The organism is Sinorhizobium sp. 22678, assembly GCF_052044265.1.
Taxonomy (GTDB): Bacteria; Pseudomonadota; Alphaproteobacteria; order Rhizobiales; family Rhizobiaceae; genus Sinorhizobium; species Sinorhizobium meliloti_A.
The window spans coordinates 407,580-430,087 of sequence record NZ_JBQEMS010000001.1; the positions used below are offsets into that span (position 1 = coordinate 407,580).

25 protein-coding genes are annotated in these 22,508 nt (G+C 62.8%); 15 read left to right on the top strand and 10 right to left on the bottom strand.

Going from position 1 to position 22,508, the window contains the following annotated elements:
- Positions 1-601 precede the first annotated feature (601 nt).
- Positions 602-817: a cold-shock protein gene (locus ACTJKL_RS02085; protein WP_003532915.1), complete on the top strand. Its 216-nt coding sequence runs from the start codon at positions 602-604 to the stop codon at positions 815-817.
- A 142-nt stretch (positions 818-959) separates the two neighbouring features.
- Positions 960-1,385 carry a BA14K family protein gene (locus ACTJKL_RS02090; protein ID WP_100671817.1) on the top strand — a complete coding sequence of 142 codons (426 nt, stop codon included), beginning with the start codon at positions 960-962 and terminating at the stop codon, positions 1,383-1,385.
- A gap of 68 nt (positions 1,386-1,453) precedes the next feature.
- Here ACTJKL_RS02090 and ACTJKL_RS02095 read toward each other — a convergent pair whose 3' ends face one another.
- On the bottom strand, positions 1,454-2,095 hold the full coding sequence (locus ACTJKL_RS02095) for an MBL fold metallo-hydrolase (protein ID WP_275597559.1): 642 nt from the start codon (positions 2,093-2,095) through the stop codon (positions 1,454-1,456).
- Positions 2,096-2,204: 109 nt separating this feature from the next.
- A complete protein-coding gene (locus tag ACTJKL_RS02100) occupies positions 2,205-2,360 on the bottom strand; it encodes a hypothetical protein (protein ID WP_080636519.1) in 156 nt (51 codons plus the stop codon).
- Between the two features lie 218 nt (positions 2,361-2,578).
- Between ACTJKL_RS02100 and ACTJKL_RS02105 the strand changes: the two genes are divergently transcribed.
- The 5 genes from ACTJKL_RS02105 (at position 2,579) to ACTJKL_RS02125 (ending at position 6,795) form a co-directional block, all read left to right on the top strand.
- Positions 2,579-3,208, top strand: a complete 630-nt coding sequence (locus ACTJKL_RS02105; protein ID WP_275597558.1) for a DUF1236 domain-containing protein — start codon at positions 2,579-2,581, stop codon at positions 3,206-3,208.
- 324 nt (positions 3,209-3,532) lie between these two features.
- Positions 3,533-3,799 (top strand): hypothetical protein, encoded by a 267-nt coding sequence (locus ACTJKL_RS02110; protein WP_100671820.1) that lies wholly within the window; start codon positions 3,533-3,535, stop codon positions 3,797-3,799.
- 184 nt (positions 3,800-3,983) lie between these two features.
- Positions 3,984-4,460 carry a MarR family winged helix-turn-helix transcriptional regulator gene (locus ACTJKL_RS02115; protein ID WP_026168663.1) on the top strand — a complete coding sequence of 159 codons (477 nt, stop codon included), beginning with the start codon at positions 3,984-3,986 and terminating at the stop codon, positions 4,458-4,460.
- A 217-nt stretch (positions 4,461-4,677) separates the two neighbouring features.
- Entirely contained in the window at positions 4,678-5,379 is a 702-nt protein-coding gene (locus ACTJKL_RS02120; protein WP_013844742.1) for a response regulator, read from the top strand.
- 33 nt (positions 5,380-5,412) lie between these two features.
- On the top strand, positions 5,413-6,795 hold the full coding sequence (locus ACTJKL_RS02125) for an ATP-binding protein (protein WP_100671822.1): 1,383 nt from the start codon (positions 5,413-5,415) through the stop codon (positions 6,793-6,795).
- Positions 6,796-6,807: 12 nt separating this feature from the next.
- On the opposite strand, the gene ACTJKL_RS02130 is transcribed toward ACTJKL_RS02125, so the two are convergent.
- The 4 genes from ACTJKL_RS02130 to ACTJKL_RS02145 form a co-directional block, all read right to left on the bottom strand.
- Positions 6,808-7,149, bottom strand: a complete 342-nt coding sequence (locus ACTJKL_RS02130; RefSeq protein ID WP_018095636.1) for a tRNA-binding protein — start codon at positions 7,147-7,149, stop codon at positions 6,808-6,810.
- 124 nt (positions 7,150-7,273) lie between these two features.
- Entirely contained in the window at positions 7,274-8,092 is an 819-nt protein-coding gene (proC, locus tag ACTJKL_RS02135) for a pyrroline-5-carboxylate reductase (protein ID WP_440852052.1), read from the bottom strand.
- A gap of 1 nt (position 8,093) precedes the next feature.
- On the bottom strand, positions 8,094-8,594 hold the full coding sequence (locus ACTJKL_RS02140) for a type III secretion system chaperone family protein (RefSeq protein ID WP_018095638.1): 501 nt from the start codon (positions 8,592-8,594) through the stop codon (positions 8,094-8,096).
- A gap of 475 nt (positions 8,595-9,069) precedes the next feature.
- Positions 9,070-9,357, bottom strand: a complete 288-nt coding sequence (locus ACTJKL_RS02145; protein ID WP_275597556.1) for an accessory factor UbiK family protein — start codon at positions 9,355-9,357, stop codon at positions 9,070-9,072.
- 284 nt (positions 9,358-9,641) lie between these two features.
- Between ACTJKL_RS02145 and lgt the strand changes: the two genes are divergently transcribed.
- From lgt to ACTJKL_RS02175, 6 genes are all read left to right on the top strand, one after another.
- Positions 9,642-10,484, top strand: coding sequence for a prolipoprotein diacylglyceryl transferase (lgt, locus tag ACTJKL_RS02150; protein ID WP_440852053.1), 843 nt, complete (start codon positions 9,642-9,644; stop codon positions 10,482-10,484).
- Positions 10,485-10,495: 11 nt separating this feature from the next.
- On the top strand, positions 10,496-11,599 hold the full coding sequence (locus tag ACTJKL_RS02155) for a class I SAM-dependent methyltransferase (protein ID WP_275597554.1): 1,104 nt from the start codon (positions 10,496-10,498) through the stop codon (positions 11,597-11,599).
- 162 nt (positions 11,600-11,761) lie between these two features.
- Complete coding sequence (gene pgeF / locus ACTJKL_RS02160) at positions 11,762-12,556, top strand: peptidoglycan editing factor PgeF (protein WP_275597553.1); 795 nt, start codon at positions 11,762-11,764, stop codon at positions 12,554-12,556.
- Position 12,557: 1 nt separating this feature from the next.
- Positions 12,558-13,709, top strand: coding sequence for a M24 family metallopeptidase (locus tag ACTJKL_RS02165; RefSeq protein WP_018095643.1), 1,152 nt, complete (start codon positions 12,558-12,560; stop codon positions 13,707-13,709).
- A gap of 249 nt (positions 13,710-13,958) precedes the next feature.
- Complete coding sequence (locus ACTJKL_RS02170) at positions 13,959-14,840, top strand: hypothetical protein (RefSeq protein WP_411933841.1); 882 nt, start codon at positions 13,959-13,961, stop codon at positions 14,838-14,840.
- A 283-nt stretch (positions 14,841-15,123) separates the two neighbouring features.
- Positions 15,124-16,056, top strand: coding sequence for a ribose-phosphate pyrophosphokinase (locus ACTJKL_RS02175; protein WP_018095645.1), 933 nt, complete (start codon positions 15,124-15,126; stop codon positions 16,054-16,056).
- Between the two features lie 40 nt (positions 16,057-16,096).
- Here the strand turns inward: ACTJKL_RS02175 and ACTJKL_RS02180 are convergent, their stop codons facing one another.
- The 4 genes from ACTJKL_RS02180 to ACTJKL_RS02195 form a co-directional block, all read right to left on the bottom strand.
- Positions 16,097-16,927, bottom strand: coding sequence for an isocitrate lyase/PEP mutase family protein (locus ACTJKL_RS02180; RefSeq protein WP_440852054.1), 831 nt, complete (start codon positions 16,925-16,927; stop codon positions 16,097-16,099).
- Positions 16,928-16,998: 71 nt separating this feature from the next.
- On the bottom strand, positions 16,999-17,376 hold the full coding sequence (locus ACTJKL_RS02185; RefSeq protein WP_440852055.1) for a DUF779 domain-containing protein: 378 nt from the start codon (positions 17,374-17,376) through the stop codon (positions 16,999-17,001).
- A gap of 91 nt (positions 17,377-17,467) precedes the next feature.
- On the bottom strand, positions 17,468-18,976 hold the full coding sequence (adh, locus tag ACTJKL_RS02190) for an aldehyde dehydrogenase (RefSeq protein WP_100671828.1): 1,509 nt from the start codon (positions 18,974-18,976) through the stop codon (positions 17,468-17,470).
- A gap of 137 nt (positions 18,977-19,113) precedes the next feature.
- Complete coding sequence (locus ACTJKL_RS02195; RefSeq protein WP_275597549.1) at positions 19,114-20,070, bottom strand: helix-turn-helix domain-containing protein; 957 nt, start codon at positions 20,068-20,070, stop codon at positions 19,114-19,116.
- Positions 20,071-20,384: 314 nt separating this feature from the next.
- On the opposite strand from ACTJKL_RS02195, the gene ACTJKL_RS02200 reads away from it, so the two are divergent.
- Positions 20,385-21,566: a benzoate/H(+) symporter BenE family transporter gene (locus ACTJKL_RS02200; RefSeq protein ID WP_440852056.1), complete on the top strand. Its 1,182-nt coding sequence runs from the start codon at positions 20,385-20,387 to the stop codon at positions 21,564-21,566.
- A gap of 153 nt (positions 21,567-21,719) precedes the next feature.
- The gene (locus tag ACTJKL_RS02205) at positions 21,720-22,337 is read left to right on the top strand and encodes a 50S ribosomal protein L25/general stress protein Ctc (protein ID WP_018095651.1); all 618 of its coding nucleotides are present in this window, start codon (positions 21,720-21,722) and stop codon (positions 22,335-22,337) included.
- Positions 22,338-22,508 lie beyond the last annotated feature (171 nt).

Genomic DNA, 22,508 nt, shown 5'->3' on the forward strand with positions numbered 1-22,508 from the left:
TACTCTCGGAAACCCCTCAATTTTGCTTGGAACTGTGAATTGCGCTTGAGTCGGCAATATATCCTGCAGTTTTTCTGTAGGCCTGCAGGCCATGGCCCCTCGCACCCGTGCGCTGCGTGAACGACGAGCGATATCAGGCGCTTGGACCGAGAAACCAGGCTGCACAAAGTTGCGGCATACCCATGAGCGACGCAATTTGGCGCAAATGATCCAGCCGCATCCCGATCCTTGGTTGAAAAGCTTTGAATTCAACAGCTTGCGATGCTTTTTGAACAGGCGAGTCAAAACGACCAACTGACCTCTTTTTGAGCAATGAGAAGACGCAATACCTCGTCAGAAAAGTTTTGCTTGCCAATTCAAAATAAACCCATCACTCTTACTGTGTTCGGGCAATCTGCGAACACGGGAAGATCTTGAATAAAAGCGGGCCGGAGACGCAACCCACTCCGGGCGGCCAACGGGGGGAGGCTGTTATTCCTTCCTGCGGCTGGTCGCGATAACCAGGACCCTTTCCTCAATTGTCGAGAACTGCCCCCACGCCCATACCGGGCAAAACTGCAATGCTGCCCGCAACGCGGGTGGAGAGAAAAGGACCTGACGCATGGCCGAGACTGGCACTGTAAAATTCTTCAACACAGACAAGGGCTTTGGCTTCATCAAGCCTGAGAACGGTGGCGCGGACATCTTCGTGCATATTTCTGCCGTGCAGGCCTCGGGCCTCAGCGGCCTCACGGAAAACCAGAAGGTATCCTTCGACACCGAGCCGGATCGCCGCGGCAAGGGACCGAAGGCGGTCAACCTGCAGATCGTCGGCTAACGCTGTTCTCTGCTGAAAGTTAAGTTCGAGCCCGGCAGTTTTGCCGGGTTTTTTGTTCAGGCTCCGTTCAGTTTGGCTTATATAGACTTTGTTCATCATGAAATCCGGAAACCATCCGGTCGCATGCATAGGATTGAAGCCCATGAACAAATTCATCAAAGCAGCCGTCCTGTCGGTCGCCGCGGCCGCCATCGTTATCCCGACCTTCGGCACCGCCCAGGCAGGGCACCGCCATCGCAATAACGACGATGCATGGGTAGCGGGCGCCGTCGGCTTGGCCGCAGGCGCGCTCATCGGCAGCGCGATCGCTTCGCCGCCGCCGCCGCGCTATTATGGCGAGCGGGTCTATATCGATCCGGAGCCCGACTATTACGAGCCCCGCCCCGTCTATCGTCCGCGCCCGGTTTATCGGCCCGTCTATCGTCCTGTGGCGGTCGAGACCTACGGCCTCGAGCCCTGGACACCGGCTTGGTATCGCTATTGCTCGCAGCGCTATCGCTCGTTCGATCCGGACACCGGAACCTTCGTCGGCTATGACGGCCGCAGCCATTTCTGCAACGCCGGCTGAAAACGCGTATGAACCGAAAGGGCGCATGACTGGAAAAGTCATGCGCCCTTTTCTATTCGCACCGCTCGTCAAAGACCGCGGAGAAACGGATTGCTGCGTCGCTCTTCACCGATCTGCCCGCCCGGTCCGTGGCCGCAGATGAAGCCCACATTGTCCCCGAGCGGCAGTATCTTGTCCCGGATCGAATCCAGAAGCTGCTGATGATTGCCGCCCGGCAGGTCGGTGCGGCCGATGGAGCCGTGAAAAAGCACGTCGCCGACATGGGCGAAGTTTTGTGCCCGGTTGAAATAGACCACATGACCGGGCGCGTGGCCGGGGCAATGCAAGACCTCGAAGACGTGGTTGCCGAAGGAGACGGTATCGCCCTCTTCAAGCCAGCGGTCCGGTACGACGTTCTGAACCTTCATCGCGAGGCCGAAGCGCTCCGCCTGATCCTCCAGCCGTTCTAGCAGCGGAAGGTCGTCCTTGTGGGGTCCGACAATGTCGAGCCCCAGTGCTTCTTTCAATTCCTTGGCGCCGCCGGCGTGATCGATGTGACCATGTGTGAGCCAGATAGCCTTCAACGCGATGCCGTTCTCGCGGATCGTCTGCAGGATGATGTCGACGTCGCCGCCGGGATCGACGACCACGCCTTCCTTGGTCTCGCTATCGAACAGGACCGTACAGTTCTGCTCGAAATGCGTTACCGGGATAATGCCTGCCTGTAACATCGGACCATGCCTCGCTCTTGCTCGTGAGGTAGCCTGGAAGTGAGAAGCCCTTCCCGATCCAGGCCGTTTTCCCAGCTATAGCGATAAGCGAGCGGTATGACAGCGCAAATCAGCGCAGGGCCACGATTTCCGAAGCCGGCGGCGAATAGTGCACCGTCGCGAGCAACAGCACCGAAACCACGAGCTTGGCTGTCACGACGACCACCACCAGCGGACGCAACCGTTTGGCGGCAAGCTTGGCATCGTCCGAAATCTCACCTTGCATCTCGTCACTCCCGGCTTGGAGCCATCCTGTGTCGGATAGAAATCGATAATTCAGCCGCGCCTTGCCGGCCAACAATAGAGCGAAGACTTCGTCGGCTTCCTTCAGTCCGGGCAACGCTTGGCGACGGCAATATGTTTCATCCCTGCATTTCGTGATGTGACGGGGGGAACATCCCTGCAGCGCGGCGCGTTCTGGCCTGCAAATGAAGGAGCAAGATGATGAAGACCCTCTCTCCAACTCTGTTCAAAGCGGCCCCGCTCAGAGCGGCTTTGGCAGCCGGCGCGATGCTCGCCGCCATTCCCGCAGCCCATGCCGAAATGAGCGCAACGACGCTGACGGACCTCAATGTGCGTGCGGGACCCGGCCCGCAATATCCTGCGGTCGGTGTCGCCACGCGCGGCAGTGCTGCCGTGCTCGACGGCTGCATGGAGGGAAGCAACTGGTGCCGCATCGACGTCAACGGCTTGCGCGGCTGGGCTTACGCCCGTTACCTGGCCACGGACATGGGCGGTACGACAGCCGTCATCCAGGAACGCCGCACGGAGCTCTCGGTCCCGACGGTCGCCTATGAGGGCGAGACCGTGGTGGCGCCGTCCGAACCGCTCGAACTGGTGGGTCCGGTCGAGCAGGTCGAAGCGGTGACTCCGCCTCCTACGGTCCGCACCTATATCACCGAGAACCCGGTCGACACCGTCTATGTAGATGGAGAGGCCGTCGTCGGTGCCACGCTGCCGAACACGGTGGCCGTCCAGCCAATTCCCGACTACGAGTATCAGTACGTGACCATTAATGGCCAGCCCGTCCTTGTCGATCCGGGGACAAGAAGGGTTGTCTACGTCTATCGCTAATCGTCAGGCGAAAAGCGGGAAAGCACAGTGGCGCAGCGTCAATTTAAGAACGCTGCGTCATGGCGAATCACCCGTCGGAAGCGCGCCGGCAGGAGAGAGCACGAGCGATGCCGCTTCGAGGATCCTCGTGCGCTCGCGCGCGCCCGAAATAAATTCCCGAAACAACTCAAGCGACTATCCCACAGGCCCGCTTCCGGATCGCCGCCTGTGGCCAACACCAGTGGTGGCAAAATTGACAATTCTCCCCGTCGCCTTCAACCTTCCCGTGCCGGATTGTCCGGTATGTCGCGGCTCTGGATGAGGGGTCGCAGGACGGAGGGATCGATGGAAGCATTAGTGCCTATCATTACCCAGTTGATTGCGGGGGCAGCTGGCGGAAACGCCGCCAGCGCCATGCTGAAGCAGCAGGCATTCGGAGTCGTGGCACGCACGATCGTCGGTGCCATCGGCGGCCTCGGCGGCGGGTTCCTGATCCAGATGCTTGGCGGAGAGGCCGCCGCGACCGGTCTGGCCATGCAGGCAATCGGCGCTCTCGTCGGCGGCGGCGTTCTCAACGGCATTGTCGGGCAGTTCGTCGGCAAGCAGGCGTGAGTCTTCAGGCGACATCCATCGTAATGCAAAAGGCGGCTGCGGCCGCCTTTTCTGCGTGTCGCCGAGGCGCCATGTGCGTGTCTTCGCCCTGAATGAATGCGACTCGATGGAAATATGTCAACCAAACTGACATATATTGCGGTATGTTTCGCTAACGGCATTTCGATTGAAAGGATATGACCGCGTGGTCGGCCAGATCAGGAACAAGAGCGTAAGCGACAGCGCTGGCGAAGATGTGGACACGATAGATTTCGAGATCATCGAGTTGCTTTTCTTTGCCTATCGCGACTTCACCGGCGACCCGGACGCCATTCTCGAGAAGAGCGGATTCGGCCGCGCGCATCATCGCGTCGTGCATTTCGTGAACCGCGAACCCGGCATGACGGTCGCGGACCTTCTCGAAACGCTGAAGATCACCAAGCAGAGCCTTGCCCGTGTCCTCAAGCAGTTGATCGATTCCGGCTATATCCGGCAGGTAACCGGTCCCGAAGACCGGCGGCAGCGCATGCTCTACACGACGCCGGAAGGCCAGGCCCTGGCGCGGGCGCTTGCCGAACCACAGTCCCGCCGCATAGCGGATGCATTGGCAAGGGCCGGACCGGGTGCGCGGGAAACCGTGAAGCGGTTTCTCGCCAACATGATGAACGACGTTGCGGGCTGATTCACTGTGCGGCGCTGCAGGGAAGCCGCCCGAGAGTCACACAACGATTCAAAATGTTACGCGACCTGTGCGCGTCTGATTGGACGTCGGCTCGTCGTTCGTGGCAGAACGGGTAGCCCCTTGAATGAGAATGGGAGACCGCGGCGCCTGTGCTGCACGGTCTCCGGCATTTTTGGCGCAGCCTTTCCGGCTTGACGGGCAATGAGGGTAGCGAAAGATGATAGCAAAGGCGACAGTCTCCGACGATGCGGCGCATCTTCTGGTCGTCGACGATGACCGGCGCATCCGCGACCTGCTCAACCGCTATCTGGTCGAACAGGGATTTCGCGTAACGACGGCAGCCGATGCCGACGAGGCCCGGCGAAAGCTGATAGGAATCGATTTCGATCTTCTGGTCGTCGACGTGATGATGCCGGGGGAAAGCGGCATCGCTCTGACGCAAAGTCTCAGGCAGATCAAGTCGGTGCCGATCATCATGCTGACGGCGCTGGCGGAGGCGAATTCGCGTATCGAAGGGCTGGAGGCGGGCGCCGACGATTACCTGCCGAAGCCTTTCGAGCCGCGCGAACTCGTGCTCCGCATCAACAATATTCTGCGCCGCAACCAGCCGACACAGACACATAAGGTCGATCAGGTTATTTTCGGGCCCTACACCTTCTCGGTCGTGCGCAAGGAACTGCGCCGCGGAGCCGACCATATCCGCCTCACCGACCGTGAGCAGGAGATCATGACGCTGTTTTCGCAGCGCGCCGGCGAAACCATTCCGCGCCACGAGCTGATCGGCGACGACGCCGAGGTCGGCGAGCGGACGATAGACGTGCAGATAAACCGGCTAAGGCGTAAAATCGAGGACGATCCTTCCAACCCCGTCTGGCTGCAGACCGTTCGCGGCATCGGTTACCGGCTGAGCGTTGACTGACGATGGGCAGAAACGAGTGCCGGATCAAGGGCCATGGCAAGCTTTGACGGTTTGAAGCGCGAAGGAACGACACCCGCGGACGGCGGCTGGAAGCGCGTGGTCCGCTGGCTGCGGCGCCGGCTGCCGATGGGTCTTTACGCGCGCTCGCTTCTGATCGTCGTCATCCCGATGGTGCTGCTGCAGTCCGTGGTCGCCTTCGTGTTCATGGAGCGGCACTGGCAACTCGTCACCCAGCGCCTCTCCTCGGCGGTGACCAACGACATCGCCGCCATCGTCGACCTGATCACGACCTTCCCGCGGGAGGGCGATATCGACCAGATCGTCCGCATCGCCCGCGATCAGCTCGACCTCAACATAACCGTCGAGCCCGGCGGAGAGCTGCCGCCGCCACGCCCCAAGCCCTTCTTCGAAATCCTCGACCAGATCCTCAGCGAGGAGATTTCGGACCAGATCCGGCGTCCCTTCTGGATCGATACGGTCGGCAATTCGAAGATCGTGGAAATTCGTATCAAGCTCGAAGACGACCGCATTCTCAGGGTCTATGCCCGCCGCAACCAGGCCTATGCATCGAACACACACATCTTCCTCGTATGGATGGTCGGCGCGTCCCTCGTCCTGCTGACGATCGCGATTCTCTTCCTGCGCGGGCAGATCAGGCCGATCCTGGCGCTCGCAAGCGCAGCGGAGAGCTTCGGCAAGGGACAGAAGATCGACGATTTCGCACCGCGGGGTGCCAATGAAATTCGGCGGGCCGGTCTCGCCTTCATCCTGATGCGCGAGCGGATCGAGCGCCAGATCGAACAGCGCACCGCGATGCTGACCGGTGTCAGCCACGACTTGAGGACGATCCTGACCCGGTTCAAGCTGCAGCTGGCACTTGTGGGCAACAATCCGGACCTCGAAAGCCTCAACCAGGACGTGGAGGACATGCAGAACATGCTGGAAGGCTACCTCGCCTTCGCCCGAGGAGACGCGGAAGAGGATGTCGGCCAGCTGAAACTCAGCGATCTGATGGCGCGGCTTTCGGCGGAGGCGGAGTTGTACGGCAAGACGCTGACGACCGAGATCCAGGGCGAGAACGAGATTCACGTGAGGCCGAACGCCTTCACGCGGCTCATCTCCAATCTCGCATCCAACGCCTATCGCTATGCGAACACCGTGCATATCGAGGCCCGCCAGAGCGCGAAATGGCTGACCATCACAGTCGATGACGACGGCCCGGGCATTCCCGAGCGGTCACGCGAAGACGTGTTCAAACCGTTCTTCCGCCTGGACGAAGCCCGCAATCTCGACAGTTCCGGCACCGGCCTCGGCCTTGCCGTTGCCCGCGACATCGCCCGCAGCCATGGCGGCAATGTCACGCTCGCAGACAGCCCCCTCGGCGGCCTGCGCGCGACGGTGCGTGTGCCGACGTAAATACGGGGACGATCACATCAGCTTCTTGCCGTTCGGCACCGGCTTGTCGGTGGATGCGAGCACGATCGCACCGGCCTCGTCTTCGAAGCCGAGCGTGAGCACCTCGGAACGGACGGGGCCGATCTGGCGCGGCGGGAAATTGACGACACCCAGAACCTGCCTGCCGACGAGTTCCTCGGGCTTGTAGTGCGCCGTGATTTGCGCGGAGGATTTCCTGATGCCGATGTCAGGGCCGAAATCGATCTTGAGCTTGATTGCCGGCTTGCGCGCCTCGGGAAAGGGTTCCGCTTCCACGATTGTACCGACACGTATGTCGACGCGTTCGAAATCGGCATAGGAAATGATTTCGGTCATGAATGTTCCCCGGATCACGTCGATGGGTCGATGGGTCGATGGGCCAATTCGACGTACGACCGGAAACGTGAACGATTGCGACAACTTCAGAGTGAACTGCGAGACGCGCCGTTCTCGCCTGGAATTACCCGGCCAGTTCTTCCGCGCGCTTGCGCGCCGCCTCAATGGCCCGGTCGAAGAGCGGCTGCATGCCGTCATCCGCCATCAATACCGCCAGTGCAGCCGCCGTGGTACCGCCGGGCGAAGTGACGTTCTGGCGCAGGCGCGCTGCATCGTCGGGGGACTGATGGAGGAGTTCACCAGCCCCCGCGACGGTTTCCCGAGCAAGACGCATGGCTAGGTCCGCCTCGAGTCCGGCCTTGCGCCCGGCCTCCGCCATGCACTCGACGAGATAGAAGACATAGGCCGGGCCGCTGCCGGAGACGGCGGTCACGGCATCGATATCCGCTTCGCTCCCGACCCATTCGACGGGGCCGCTGACTTTCAGCAGATCATGCACAAGGGCGCGCTGAGCATCGCTGACGCGCGCATTCGCGAAGGCGCCGGTCACACCACGTCCGATCATGGCCGGCGTATTCGGCATGGCGCGCACCGTCGCCGCCTCACCCAGGTGCCGCTCGATGAAACCGAGAGTCTTGCCGGCGGCCACCGAAACGATCACGGTTTGCGGACCGACGAGCCCTTTCAGAGGAGGCAGCACTGTTTCCATCACCTGCGGCTTGACCGCGATGAAGATCGCGCCCGCCTCGGCGCCCGCCGGAGCGGAGGTCGCATGTTGCACACCGCTATCCGTGAGCAGCTTTGCCATCGCCGGTGACGGGCCCGGATCGATGACGAGAACGTCGTTGCCGCGCACTCCGCTCTTCAGCCAGCCCGCGAGCATGGCGCCGCCCATATTGCCGGCGCCGACGAGCACGATCGGACCCGAAACGGCAAAGCTCACTTCATGCCTCCCCAACGGTCTCGAACAATACCGCGTCGACCGCGCGCTGCGCGTCCATGCCCGACCAAACGACGAACTGGAACGCTTGGAAATAGGATTCGCAGGCGTCGAGCGCGTTCGACAGGAGCACCTCGACCTGCTGGTTCGTCGGTTCCGCTCCACCGGCGAGCAACAGAGATTGCCGGAAGATGATGACTTCTTCTTGGCGCCAAAGATCGAAATGACCCATCAGCACCTGGCCGTTGATATGGGACAGAAGTCGTATCACCTCGTTTGCGCGGCTGTCCGGCACCTTGATGTCGAAGGCACAGGCCAGATGCAGCGCCTCGAACTCCTCCATCCAGGAAAAGGAAACATGGTAGTCCGCCCACCTGCCTTCGACGGTCATGGCAATTTCGTCCTCGCCGGATCGCTCGAACGACCAGTCATTGTTCGCGGCAACGAACTCGATCATATCGACCGGGTTGGACTGGCGCTCGACTTCCATTTCCAAAAGGCTCATGCATCACCCTAAAGGCGCGGCTAAGGCGCGCAAAGTCACGCTCACAGGACGCAACACTGCAAACCCAATACCGGATACGAACACACTATGATTGCTGGACCTGCGACTATCCTGGCTTACTCACCCTGCCCGGAGCTTGCTTGGTCCGTGTCGAATCATCATTTAAAATCAGTGTATAACGGCAGAGTCAGCGTGCCAGCCCCTGAGCCTAAAAATTGCCGGGAAGAATTGCGCCCCGCGCTATGAATCTGATTCAGCGCGGCTGCTTAAACGACTCTGCGATAAAGGTTTTTTGCCAGTGTCCACAGGTGGAAAACTTTTCAGTTTTTGTTAACCGTGACGCTGACGAAGTGAAATGCGCCGGGCGACGGCGGGGTGGCCGATTGGCCCCGCGCCGCATTCGCATCCGTGAGAACCGGAAAGGCACACGGCTCGAGGGTAGACGGCGACCGAAGGCCAACCTGCGGCAGGTTTTTTACTTGCCCGTCGTGATGTCGCCGGCTGCCGGACCGGTCGCGGCCAAACGTGCTTCCAGCGCTTCGATACGAGTAAGGAGAGCGTCGTTTTCGTCCCGTGCCCGTGCGGCCATCTCCTTGACCGCCTCGAACTCCTCGCGCTTCACGACATCGAGCGAATTCAGCCAGTTTTCGGTTTGCGCCCGGAATGCCGCCTCGACCTCGCGCCGCACCCCTTGGGCCGCGCCCGCCGCATCCGTCATCAGCCGAGCGAGATCATCGAGAATACGGTTGGCGCCTGTGCTCATCTTTCTGGTCTCCATTTCCAACCCGCCACATGCGGCGGAGCTCATGATTTCAGGTAGGGTCCCCGGCGTGAGGATGCAAGGAAAATGACGTCCGTGACGCCGCTCAACGTTCTCCAGGGTCCTTGAATTTGCGATGGGGCGATGGGGCAGTATAGCGTACTGCGGGAACCTTTCTACGTTCGAAGAGGCGGGGGCGTCGCTGCGCGGCGGCAGCGGGTGCTTGACCGCGCCGGATTCGCTCGTCATGTTCCGCCGAAATCATCGGTCCGGCACGAGAGAAGACCTTGGAAACAATCGCGACCCGCCTCGCCATCCTGCCCTTCCCCGAAATCGACCCCGTCATCTTCACGATAGGGCCGCTCGCCGTGCGCTGGTACGGGCTCGCGTATGTCGCGGGGATACTCCTCGGATGGCTCTACGCGCGCCGCATAATCCAGAACGCTTCGCTCTGGCGCAACGGCATCGCCCCCCTCAACCTGGCGCAGCTTGACGACTTCCTGCTCTGGGCGGCCGGCGGCATCGTACTTGGCGGGCGCATCGGCTACATCCTTTTCTACGATCTCGGCTCCATCCTCGAGAATCCCGTCCGCGCGATCCAGATCTGGAACGGCGGCATGTCCTTCCATGGCGGCCTTCTCGGCACCACGCTGGCGATGATCATCTTTGCGCGCAGGAACGCCATCCCCCTCTGGAGCCTGTTCGACGTCGTGGCAGCAGTGGTGCCGATCGGGCTCTTCTTCGGGCGCATCGCCAATTTCATCAATGGAGAACTCTGGGGCCGCCTGTCCTCGATGCCCTGGGCGGTCGTCTTCCCGACCGGAGGCCCCTTCGCCCGTCATCCCAGTCAGCTTTACGAGGCGGCCCTCGAAGGCATTGTGCTTCTGGTCGTGCTCGCCTGGTTCGTCTATCGCCGGAGAGCCTTGAAAATACCCGGCCTTGTCACCGGCATCTTCGTCTGCGGCTATGCCGCGAGCCGCATTTTCGTGGAATTCTTCCGCGAACCGGACGCACAGATCGGCTATCTTGCGGGGGACTGGCTTACCATGGGCATGGTACTTTCACTGCCGATGCTACTGGTCGGAATCTGGGCCATTGCGCGGGCGCGCAGCGCGGCTGCCGCCGCTTGACTGGACAAGTCATGACGAATCCTCTCGCCGACAAGGTCAAGGCGCTGATCCGGACCAACGGACCGATCAGCGTGACCGACTATTTCTCCCTCTGCCTTGCCGATCCGCAGCATGGCTATTACCGCGTCCGCGAACCGTTCGGGCCGGCGGGAGATTTCACCACCGCGCCGGAGATCAGCCAGCTCTTCGGCGAGATGATCGGCATATTCCTCGTGCATGCATGGCAGCAGCACGGCACGCCTGAGGACGCGATTATCGCCGAGATCGGTCCGGGCCGCGGCACGATGATGTCCGACATGCTCCGCGTCATCCGGCGGCTGGCGCCGGCGCTGTACCGGACCGCAACCGTTCATCTCGTCGAAACCAGCGACCGGCTTCGCAAGCTGCAGGCCGAGACCTTGGCTGAACACGAAGGCAAGGTCCGCTGGCATGAGAGCTTCGACAGCCTTCCCTCCGGATTCCTGCTCCTGGCTGCGAACGAGCTTTTCGACGCAATTCCGATCCGTCAGTTCGTGCGGACCGCACTGGGCTTCCGTGAGCGCATGGTCGGCCTCGATGCGGAGGGCCGATTGACCTTTGCCGCAGGCATTGCCGGCATTGATCCCGCATTGCTGCCCTCTCCCGCGCCCACCGTCGCGGAAGGCACGGTCTTCGAAATCTCCCCCGCCCGCGACGCGGTGATGGCCGCGCTTTGCGAGCGCCTCCGGGCCGGCAGCGGCACGGCGATCATCATCGACTACGGCCATCTGGCGACCGGCTACGGCGACACGCTGCAGGCCGTCCGCAATCACGAATATGATCCGCCGCTTGCCAATCCCGGTCTCGCCGACCTGACCAGCCATGTCGATTTCGAGCAGTTGGCGAGCCGTGCGAAAGCGGAGGGTGTGCAGATCAACGGACTTGCCCGTCAGGGTGATTTCCTGGTCGGCCTCGGACTCCTGGAACGCGCTGCGGCACTCGGCCGGGACAAGGACGACACGACCCAGGAAAGCATCCGCGACGATGTCGAGCGGCTTGCGGGCTCCGGCGCGGGCAGGATGGGGGAGCTGTTCAAGGTGCTGGTGGTAAGCAGTCCGGAAGTCGCCTTGGCGCCCTTCCGGAAGAAGGCGTCTTAGCGCCGGCCGTGCACCGCCTCGGGTCTCTCGGCTCGGCAGGGCGATTGACAGTCCCCGCCTGCCGGGTCAACATCGCGCCGGCAAATCAGCTGCAAGTCGACGGGCCGCAACGCGCCCTCAATTCCAACGAAGCTTAGAAAATCACGAGGGCGAAAACACCGAATGCAGGATGATGCCTCGCTATCCCCTGTGCAGAGCCCGCTCTTCGCCGCAAAGGCAGGCCCGGCAATCGCACATGGTTATTTCACGCGCCAGGGAGGCGTTTCCGAGGGCATCTACCGCGGTTTGAATGTCGGTCTCGGCTCGAACGACGAGCGGGAACGGGTCGGCGAGAACCGAGCCCGGGTCGCCCGCTGGTTCGACGCGGAGCCACGACAACTTGCCACGGTGCACCAGGTCCATTCGCCGGACGCGATCATCGTCGACGCCGGTTACGACGGCGCGCGGCCGGATGCCGATGCGCTGGTAACGGCAACGCCCGGCATCGTCCTCGGCGTTCTCTCCGCCGACTGCGGTCCGGTCCTTTTCGCCGATCCGGAAGCAGGCGTCATCGGTGCCGCCCATGCCGGATGGAAGGGCGCGCTCGGCGGCGTGCTCGAAAGCACCGTCGAAGCGATGATCTCGCTCGGCGCCCGCCGCGAGCGCATCATCGCCTGTCTCGGACCGTCGATCAGCCGGAGCCACTACGAGGTCGGCCCCGAATTCGTAGCCCGCTTCGTCGCCACCGAGGCAAGCTATGCGTCGTTTTTCACGCCGTCGGGCCGCGACGGCCACGCCATGTTCGACCTTCCCGGATTGACGGTCCGGCGGCTGACCGAGGCCGGCGTGACGGCGGAACACCTCGGCATCTGCACCTATGCGGACGAAGACCGCTTCTTCTCCTATCGCCGCACGACGCACAGGCAGGAGCCTGATTACGGGCGGCAGATATCAGCGATTTCCATACGGGAGGTTTGAGATGGCGCTTCATTTCGCCGAAGAAGAATATGCGGCCCGCCTGGCGCGGCTCACGGCCAAGATGCAGGAAGAAAAGCTCGACGCGATACTGCTCTTCGCGCAGGAGAGCATGTACTGGCTGACCGGCTACGACACCTTCGGCTATTGCTTCTTCCAGTCGCTGGTGGTCAAGCGGGATGGTTCCATGGTCCTGCTCACCCGTTCGGCCGACCTGCGCCAGGCGCGTCATACGTCGAATATCGAGCGCATCGAAATATGGGTGGATCGAGTCAATGCCGATCCGGCCATGGACCTCAAGAACCTGCTCAGTGAACTCGATCTCCTCGGCCGCCGCATCGGCGTCGAATACGACACCCACGGCATGACGGGAAGAACGGCGCGCCTCGTCGACCACCAGCTCTCCACTTTCGGGGAACTGGTCGACGCGTCGCTGCTCGTCAGCCGCCTTCGTCTGATCAAGAGCCCGGCGGAGATCGCTTATGTCGAGAAGGCGGCGAGCCTTGCAGACGACGCGCTCGACGCGGCGCTGCCACTCATCCGCCCGGGCGGCAGCGAGGCGGATATCCTCGCGGCCATGCAGGGTGCCGTTTTCGCCGGCGGCGGCGACTATCCGGCCAATGAGTTCATCATCGGTTCCGGGGCCGACGCACTGCTCTGCCGCTACAAGGCCGGCCGGCGCAACCTCGACGCCAACGATCAGCTCACGCTCGAATGGGCCGGTGTCAGCGCCCATTACCATGCGGCGATGATGCGCACGGTCGTGATCGGCGAGCCCACCAACCGCCACCGCGAGCTTTACAGCGCCTGCAGGGAAACGATCCAGGCGATCGAAATGGTGCTTCGACCCGGCAATACCTTCGGGACCGTCTTCGACGTGCATGCAAAGATCATGGACGAGCGCGGCCTTGCCCGGCACCGTCTGAACGCCTGCGGCTATTCGCTCGGCGCACGCTTCTCGCCCTCCTGGATGGAACACCAGATGTTCCACATCGGCAATCCGCAGGAGATCGAGCCGGACATGTCCCTCTTCGTCCACATGATCATCATGGATTCGGACAGCGGCACCGCCATGACGCTCGGCCAGACCTATCTCACCACGGCCGACACCCCCCGCCCGCTCTCGCGCTACGGACTGGACTTCATATCTGCGTAAGGAAATCGCCCTATGATTTCCGTCGAAAGTGAAGAACGCGCCGGCGGCTGATCCTGCTGCAGCGACCTTTGCGCGTCCATAGGGCGCGCGGCGCTGCAGCCGGCGCCGGGATGTTCGAGGGCGGGATGAGGAAAAGTGCGTGCGGTTTTCCGCCCGCGTCCCGCTCTCGCTCTTTGGAAGCGATCACGGTCACGATTTTAGGTCGGCTCGACCTCAAATCATCGTGATCTAGCGGAGACGGTGGGAACGATGCGCAAGCAGATCAATCCGATCGCCAGCCTTGGCCTTGCCGCCGCCTTGGCCGGCTGCAACACGACCGACGCCCTGATCCCGCAGGTGGATGTGGGCGAAGGCACTTTCCGCTCCCCTCCGGTGACCCAGTCGGATCTCGACTCCATGTCGGCGCAGACCGCGGTGATGCCGGTGGAAAGCGTGCCGCCGGGCCGCTCCGCCGCCTTCGCGGCACAGCCGAACATTTCGAGCCCGCCTTCGCAGCACGCCGCCGACAATGTCGGCTATAGCGACTACACCGACCCGGCCGGCACGCTGGAAGGCCAGGCAAACCGTCTCGCCGGCGGTGAAGCACCGGTACAGACGATGCAGCCTCAGTCGGCGCCTGCCCGGATCGCCCGGCATCAGGCACCGCCCGTGGAAGACGCGACGCAAGACAATGGCGGCGAGGAGCAGCCCACACCGGTCGAAACGACGCAGGCGCCCGCGCCGACGCAGCAAGCCGCCGCATCGCCTGCGGCAGCTGCGACCGGCTCGGGCGGAATCCGTTTTCTGCCGATCATCGGCGCACCGGTCCAGGCGGTCACGCCGCTCTCGAAGCAGCTCGGAGCCTCGGCGCGCAGTCAGGGCCTCGCGATCAAGAGCTCGACCGACAAAACCAGCGACCATATCCTCAAGGGATATTTTTCAGCGCTCAACGACGGCGGCAAGACGACGGTCGTCTATGTCTGGGACATACTCGACGGCAGCGGCAATCGCCTGCACCGCATCCAGGGACAAGATTCCGTTGCAAACACAGCGGCCGACCCCTGGAGCGCGGTCCCGGCAGAAACGATGGAGGCGATCGCCAGCCAGACGATCGACGCCTACATCGAATGGCGTCGGTCGACTGCGGGATAGCGTCTCCGCTCGGGCTCCGCTTGCCGCGCTTTCCGATTTTCGGCCAATCGGCCCGGAATCGCCGTCATCTTGGGCGGCTGGCGCAAAGTTTTTCGGATATTGAGCGTTGCGCCGCAGCAATCCCCTTGCATTCACCTTCAAGGACGCTAAAAAGCGGCCGATCAGCTCTGACAGCGGCCGTCCGCAGTGATTGCCCGCAATCGGAATGGCTCACGGAATCTGCGCGGAGAACCCACCCCCCGGACGACCGGACGTGGCCGCGCCAGCTCAAGGCGGACCGTCAATGAAGGTTTTCGCAGGCAATTCGAACCGGCTGCTGGCCGAAGCGATCTGCAACTATCTCAACCTGCCGCTCGGCAAAGCCACAGTAAGGCGCTTCGCCGATCAGGAAATCTTCGTCGAGATCGGCGAGAACGTGCGCGGCGAGGACGTCTTCATCGTCCAGTCGACTTCCTTCCCGACCAACGATCATCTGATGGAACTCCTCATCATGATCGACGCGGTCCGGCGCTCCTCGGCTCGCCGCATCACCGCCGTCCTTCCCTATTTCGGCTATGCCCGGCAGGACCGAAAACCCGGTCCTCGCACGCCGATCTCCGCCAAGCTGGTCGCCAATCTCATTACCGAAGCCGGTGCGGACCGCGTTCTGACCCTCGACCTGCACGCCGGGCAGATCCAGGGCTTCTTCGATATCCCGACCGACAACCTCTACGCCGTTCCGATCCTCGCGCGAGACGTCAAGGAGAACTACAATCTCAAGAACGTCATGGTCGTTTCGCCGGATGTCGGCGGCGTCGTGCGTGCCCGGGCGCTCGCCAAGCGGCTGGACTGTCTGCTGGCGATCGTCGACAAGCGTCGCGACCGCCCCGGTGAATCGGAAGTCATGAACGTCATCGGCGAAGTCAACGGCAAGGACTGCCTTCTCATCGACGATATCGTCGATTCCGGCGGTACGCTCTGCAACGCCGCCGAGGCACTGCTGAAGAACGGCGCGACCAGCGTCACTGCCTATATCACCCACGGCGTCCTCTCCGGCGGCGCTGTCGCGCGCGTCACCTCCTCGATGCTGAAAGAACTGGTGATCACCGATTCGATCCAGCCGACGACGGCAGTGCAGTCCGCGCACAATATCCGTGTGATCTCGACCGCCGCGCTGCTCGGCGAGGCGATCAGCCGCACGAGCCAGGAAGAATCGGTATCGAGCCTGTTCGATTGACGTTTACGACGCCGCGCGTCTCATCAGACGCGGACGTCGTTCATCTCTTGACGTCCAGCATGTATGATGCCGCCTCGCGGGCCGGCATGGCACTTTTCGCATAGGTGAAAGTGCCGTGCTCCTTGACCTCTCGCGCCGCGCTCATGAGTGCGGCAAGGGCCGCCCGTGCAAAAGAGCCGCCGACACTGATGCGCTTCACGCCCGCCTCCTGCAGTTGTTCCACTGTGTAGACCTGCCCGGCGAGCCCCATGACCACATTGACCGGGCGCTTGACGGCGGAGCAGACCGTTCGGATCGCCTTGATGTCAGGCAGCCCCGGCGCATAGAGGACATCCGCACCGGCCTCCTCGAATGCGACGAGGCGCCGGATGGTATCGTCGAGGTCAGGCCGTCCGCACAGGAAGTTCTCGGCGCGCGCGGTGAGGACGAAGGGGTGCTTGCGGGCTTCCTCTGCGGCAGCGGCAACACGTTCCACGGCCAGGCCGAACTCGAAGACGGGATCGGCCGCATCACCGGTTGCGTCTTCGATCGAACCACCGACGAGCCCGACGCCTGCCGCAAGCGAAATCGTCTCGGCACAGCACAGCGGATCCTTACCGAAGCCGTCCTCCAGATCCGCGGACACCGGCAATTCGGTCGCCTCGACGATATCGCGGGCATTCTGCAATATGACGTCGCGCGAGAGAGCCGCCGCCGAATCCCTCCGGCCGATGGAAAACGCAAGCCCCGCGCTCGTCGTCGCCAGCGCCTCGAAGCCGACCGCCGCGAGAATGCGCGCAGAACCTGCATCCCAGGGATTGGGGATTACGAAAGCGCCCTCGCGATCGTGCAATGCGCGGAATTTCAGGTGCTTGTCTTGCTGCTTGTCCATGCCCGCCATCCATCGCTTGAAGATAACCAGCGATAGCATGAAACGAAAACACGCGAACAAATTTCCCGTGGTCAACCGCGGGGCTGCACCAGGCAAACCTCGCCCCCACCAAACAGGCGCGAGCGGGTGAGGAACCGCTTCTCCCGGCCGTTATCCAGCGAAAACATGCCGCCCCTGCCGGGCACGACGTCGATGATCAGCTGCGTGTGCTTCCAGACCTCGTACTGACTCGAGCTGATATAGACGGGCACGCCGTCGATCTCGCCGAGCTTCACGTCGTTGTCGCCGACGATGTAATCGTCCGCCGGGTAGCACATGGGCGACGAGCCGTCGCAGCAGCCGCCCGACTGGTGAAAGAGTATATCCGGATGATCGCGCCGGATTTCGCGGATGAGGTCGATCGCCGCATCCGTCGCAAGCACGCGCGACTCCGTTGCTCCGTCGCTCAATTTTCATCTCCTCATTCGCGGAAGCCGGAAGGCCCCCGATGAAGCATCGGGAGCCCGCCGCGGGGATCGGGCCGGCACGGGCCCGGCCGGATCAGAAGAAGCCGAGCGCTTTCGGGCTGTAGCTTACCAGCATGTTCTTCGTCTGCTGGTAGTGGTCGAGCATCATCTTGTGCGTCTCGCGCCCGATGCCGGATTGCTTGTAACCGCCGAAGGCGGCGTGCGCCGGATAGGCGTGGTAGCAATTGGTCCAGACACGGCCGGCCTCGATCGCGCGGCCGAAGCGGTAGCAGCGATTGGCATCGCGGCTCCACACGCCGGCGCCGAGCCCGTAGAGCGTGTCATTGGCGATTTCCAGCGCCTCGGCTTCCGTCTTGAAGGTCGTCACCGAAACGACCGGCCCGAAAATCTCCTCCTGAAAGATGCGCATCCTGTTGTGGCCGTGGAATACGGTCGGCTTGACGTAGTAGCCGCCCGAGAGATCGCCTTCGAGCACATTGCGCCCGCCGCCGGTCAGCACCTCGGCGCCTTCCTCCTTGCCGATTTCGATATAGGCGAGGATTTTCTCGAGCTGTTCGCTCGAAGCCTGCGCACCGATCATCGTTGCTTCATCGAGCGGATTGCCCTGCCGGATCGCCTCGACCCTCTTTACCGCCCGCTCCATGAAGCGGTCGTAGATGCTCTCCTGGACAAGCGCGCGGCTCGGGCAGGTGCAGACCTCGCCCTGGTTCAGCGCGAACATGGCGAAGCCCTCGAGCGCCTTGTCGAAGAAGTCGTCGTCCTCGCTGGCGACGTCCGCGAAGAAGATGTTCGGCGACTTTCCGCCGAGCTCCAGCGTGACCGGGATGAGGTTCTGGCTGGCATATTGCATGATAAGCCGCCCGGTCGTCGTCTCGCCGGTAAAAGCGATCTTGGCGATGCGCGGGCTGGTGGCGAGCGGCTTGCCCGCTTCGAGGCCGAAGCCGTTGACGATGTTGAGGACACCCGGCGGCAGGAGGTCGCCGATAAGTTCCGCCCAGACCAGGATCGACCCCGGCGTCTGCTCGGCCGGTTTGAGCACGACGCAGTTTCCGGCGGCAAGCGCCGGCGCAAGCTTCCAAGCGGCCATCAGGATCGGGAAGTTCCAAGGAATGATCTGGCCGACGACGCCGAGCGGCTCGTGGAAATGGTAGGCGACGGTGTCGTGGTCGATCTCGCCGATCGAACCCTCCTGCGCACGGATGCAGGCAGCGAAATAGCGAAAATGATCGATCGCCAACGGAATGTCGGCGGCCATCGTCTCGCGGATCGGCTTGCCGTTGTCCCAGGTTTCGGCCCGTGCCAGAAGCTCCAGATTGTCCTCCATGCGGGCGGCGATCTTCATCAGTATGTTGGACCGCTCCGTCGCCGAACTCCGGCCCCATTTCTCCCTTGCGGCGTGCGCCGCGTCGAGAGCAAGCTCGATGTCGGCGGCGTCTGAACGCGCGACCTGGCAAAGCGTGCCGCCGGTGATCGGCGTCGTGTTGTCGAAATAGCGGCCCGCAACGGGTTCGCGCCATTCGCCGCCGATGAAGTTTCCGTATTTCTGCTTGTAGGGGTTCTCGACGATCTTCTGATGCAGCATGGACTTCCTCCCTTGGATGACAGCGGTGCGGTTGCTGTGGAAGGAGAGTGAGGCCCAACGCGCTTTTCCGGTAGGGCGGCGCCGCGGTTGATGGCACCGACTGTTTCAGAATTGCGACAGGTCGACGTCCATATCGATCAGTTGAGAGAAAGCCGCTTCATCTTGCGGTAGAGGGTCGCGCGGCTGATGCCGAGGAGATCGGCCGCCATCGACACATTACCCTTCGCCCGAGAGAGCGCGCGGCGCAGCGCCGCACGTTCGGCGTCCGGCAATTCGCCGCCCTCGCCAGGCAGGTCTTCCTGAAGCAGGTCGGAAGCCGGGACGCCGGCGGCGATACGCTCGTCGTCGAGTCCGAGCCACAGCCGGGCAGCCCGCGTCGCGCCGAGAACGAGATCGTCACGGTCGACCGCAAGCAGTGCAGGTCCCGTCCGATCGACCGGGACGAGAACGATGCGAGCGCCGACGAAAGCGCGGCGGAAAAGATTGGCCTCGATTCGCGCTGCGGCATCGCGCACCGCCTGCGAGAGGATCGAGAGCGTCACCTCGGATGCGTCGTCGCGGCAGGTGGAGATGTCTATCGCTGCGGCGAGCTTGCCGCTCTCGTCGCGGATCGGTGCCGTCGCGCAGCTCAGGCCAATATTGCGGCTGAGAAAGTGTTGGTCGCGCTGGATGAGGACCGGACGCTCGTCCGCGATCGCCGTACCGATGCCATTGGTCCCGACGCTCGCCTCGCTCCACACGGTTCCCGACCACAACCCGATACCGCGAAAGTCCGCATCGTCGCCGCCGGCGCCGCGTCGTTCCAGCGCAACGCCCTTTCCGTCGGTCAGCAGCAGGCAGCACCCGGCCTTTCCGACCGTGGCGAACAGCCGGTCGAGCTCGCCTTTCGCCTCCGCGATCAGGACGCCGGAGCTTTCGCGCGCCAGCCGGAACTCGCTCTCGGAAAGCCGCCAGGGCGAACGCGCCTCCTCGGGCGCCAGGCCGTGCAGCGTCATGCAGCGGCGCCACGATGCAGCGACCGGCGAAGTCACCGCAGCGGAAGACTGATGTGCGATGCGGTAGACCCGCTCGGAGTGGTCCCTGATCGAAGGCATTCGCTCCCTCCCTGGATCGCGGCGATCGGGCCTGCCGGCCCGTGGACGTGATCAACGCTTGCAAGCAAGGCACACGGGCGAGACCCGCGCCCCCTCCTCCGCTTGGACAGCGTTCTTCGGCGGAACAGGCGCCGAACTCCCCCACGGCGCAATTCCCCCGGCCTGACTATAGGCATCGATGCTGCGGGAGGTCCAGCTAGACGAAGGTTTTTTCGTTCCGCCCTCGACGCGCGCCGTCAGATCGGTATCGACAGGCGGCGAGGATATGCTACTCGACACGGAACCTCGCTTATCGCAACACCCGGTTGTCCGCCATGCTCCGAGATTTCTCCGTCCAAAGCCTCTTCATGGGCGTGCTGATTGCATTCGTGGGCTTTGCCAGCTCCTTCGCCGTGGTCCTGCACGGGCTCGCCGGCGTCGGTGCGAACGAGACGCAGGCAGCCTCCGGACTGATGGCGCTGTCGGTCTCGATGGGCATCTGCGCTATCGTCATCAGCGCCGTCACGAGACTTCCCGTCAGCGTCGCCTGGTCGACACCGGGCGCGGCCCTGCTCGCGAGTTCCGGCGCAGTGGAAGGCGGCTTCAGCGCTGCCGTCGGCGCCTTCCTCGTCTGCGGAGTGCTGATCATCGTCGCCGGCCTGTGGAAGCCCCTCGGCCGGATGGTGTCCGCCATCCCCGCGGCATTGGCAAACGCGATGCTCGCCGGCGTACTCCTGAGCCTTTGCTTCGCTCCGGTCAAGGCGATCGCCTTCAACCCGCTCTTCGGCCTGCCTATCGTTCTTGCCTGGGCCGTCGTCGGCAGCTTCAGCAGGCTCTATGCCGTTCCCGCCGCGCTCGTCGCCTTCGTTCTCGTCGTCGCCTTCGGGATCGAGATGCCGGAGGGCGCCGTGGCCGGGCTCTCCGCCGCGCTCGTTCCGAAGCTCGAGTTCGTTCCGCCTTCCCTCAGCACCTCCGCCCTGGTCAGCATCGCTCTGCCGCTTTTCATCGTTACGATGGCATCGCAGAACATTCCCGGCATCGCGGTCCTGAAGGTGAATGACTACCACCCCGATCCGGGTCCCCTCTTCGCCACGACCGGGCTTTTCACGCTGCTGAGCGCCCCTTTCGGCGGACATGCAGTCAATCTCGCGGCGATCACCGCGGCGATGTGCGCCGGCTCCGATTCTCATCCCGACCGCGCCCGCCGCTACTGGTCGGCAATCAATGCCGGCATCGCCTACGTCGTCTTCGGCCTCCTGGCCGGAGCCGTCACGACCTTCGTCAGCCTTGCCCCATCGGTCCTCATCGAGGCCGTTGCCGGACTTGCGCTGATCGGCGCCTTTTCTGGTTCCGCAGTTGCCGCCTTCACGAATGCCGAGACCCGCGAAGCAGCCGCCATCACGTTTCTCGTCACCGCCTCGGGCGTCGGTTTCGCCGGCGTGTCGGGGGCCTTTTGGGGGCTTGTCGCGGGCGGCCTCATGCTGGCGCTCGCGCGTCTAGCCAAAAAGAGGGCCTGACGCCGCGCCTTGCATTCGCGCCGGTTCTCGGTTATGGACCCCGCGTCCGCGCAGACACCCTTGGAGGCAACGCGGATGAAGCCGCATGGCGGCTTCAGGTTTTTCCGCATTCTTGACGGACGAACTCTCCAAACAACATAGAAAGGTCTACCTATGAGCGAAACCTACGAGCTCAAGGCCGAGACGCGCGAACGGGTTGGTAAGGGGTCCTCCCGTGAACTTCGCCGCAACGGTCTTATCCCGGCTGTCATCTACGGTGACAAGCAGGCCCCGCTTGCCATCGCACTCTCCACCAAGGAAGTGACGATGAAGATCCACGGCGGCGGTTTCATGACCACCGTTGCGACGATCAACGTCAACGGCGAAAAGATCCGCGTCCTGCCGAAGGACTATCAGCTCGATCCGGTGCGTGACTTCACCATGCACGTCGATTTCCTGCGCGTCACCAAGGGCAGCCAGGTATCCGTACAGGTTCCGGTTCGCTTCGAGAACGAAGAGAAGTCGCCGGGCCTGAAGCAGGGCGGCGCGCTGAACATCGTCCGTCACGAGGTCGAACTCAACGTTTCCGCCGACAACATCCCGGAATTCCTGACGGTCGACCTCACCGGCCTCAAGATCGGCGACACCGTTCACATTTCGAACGTCGCGCTTCCCGCAGGTGCGACCCCGGTCATCACCGACCGCGACTTCACGGTTGCCACGATCGCCGGCCGCACGCAGGAAGTCGAACCGACTGAAGAAGAAGCTGAAGGCGGCGAAGAAGAGGCTTGATCTCTGTTTCCGGCGGACGCCCTGTTCCACGCCGGATCGCCCCCGAGTGAAAGAACCCGTCCCATTTTCGTGGGGCGGGTTTTCTTTTGCCCGTCAAATGCTGCCCCCCGCCCGCGAACCGGATAAGGTGGTATCGGAAAAAGGCCGTTGACTTTGGGTGATGGCGGTGAT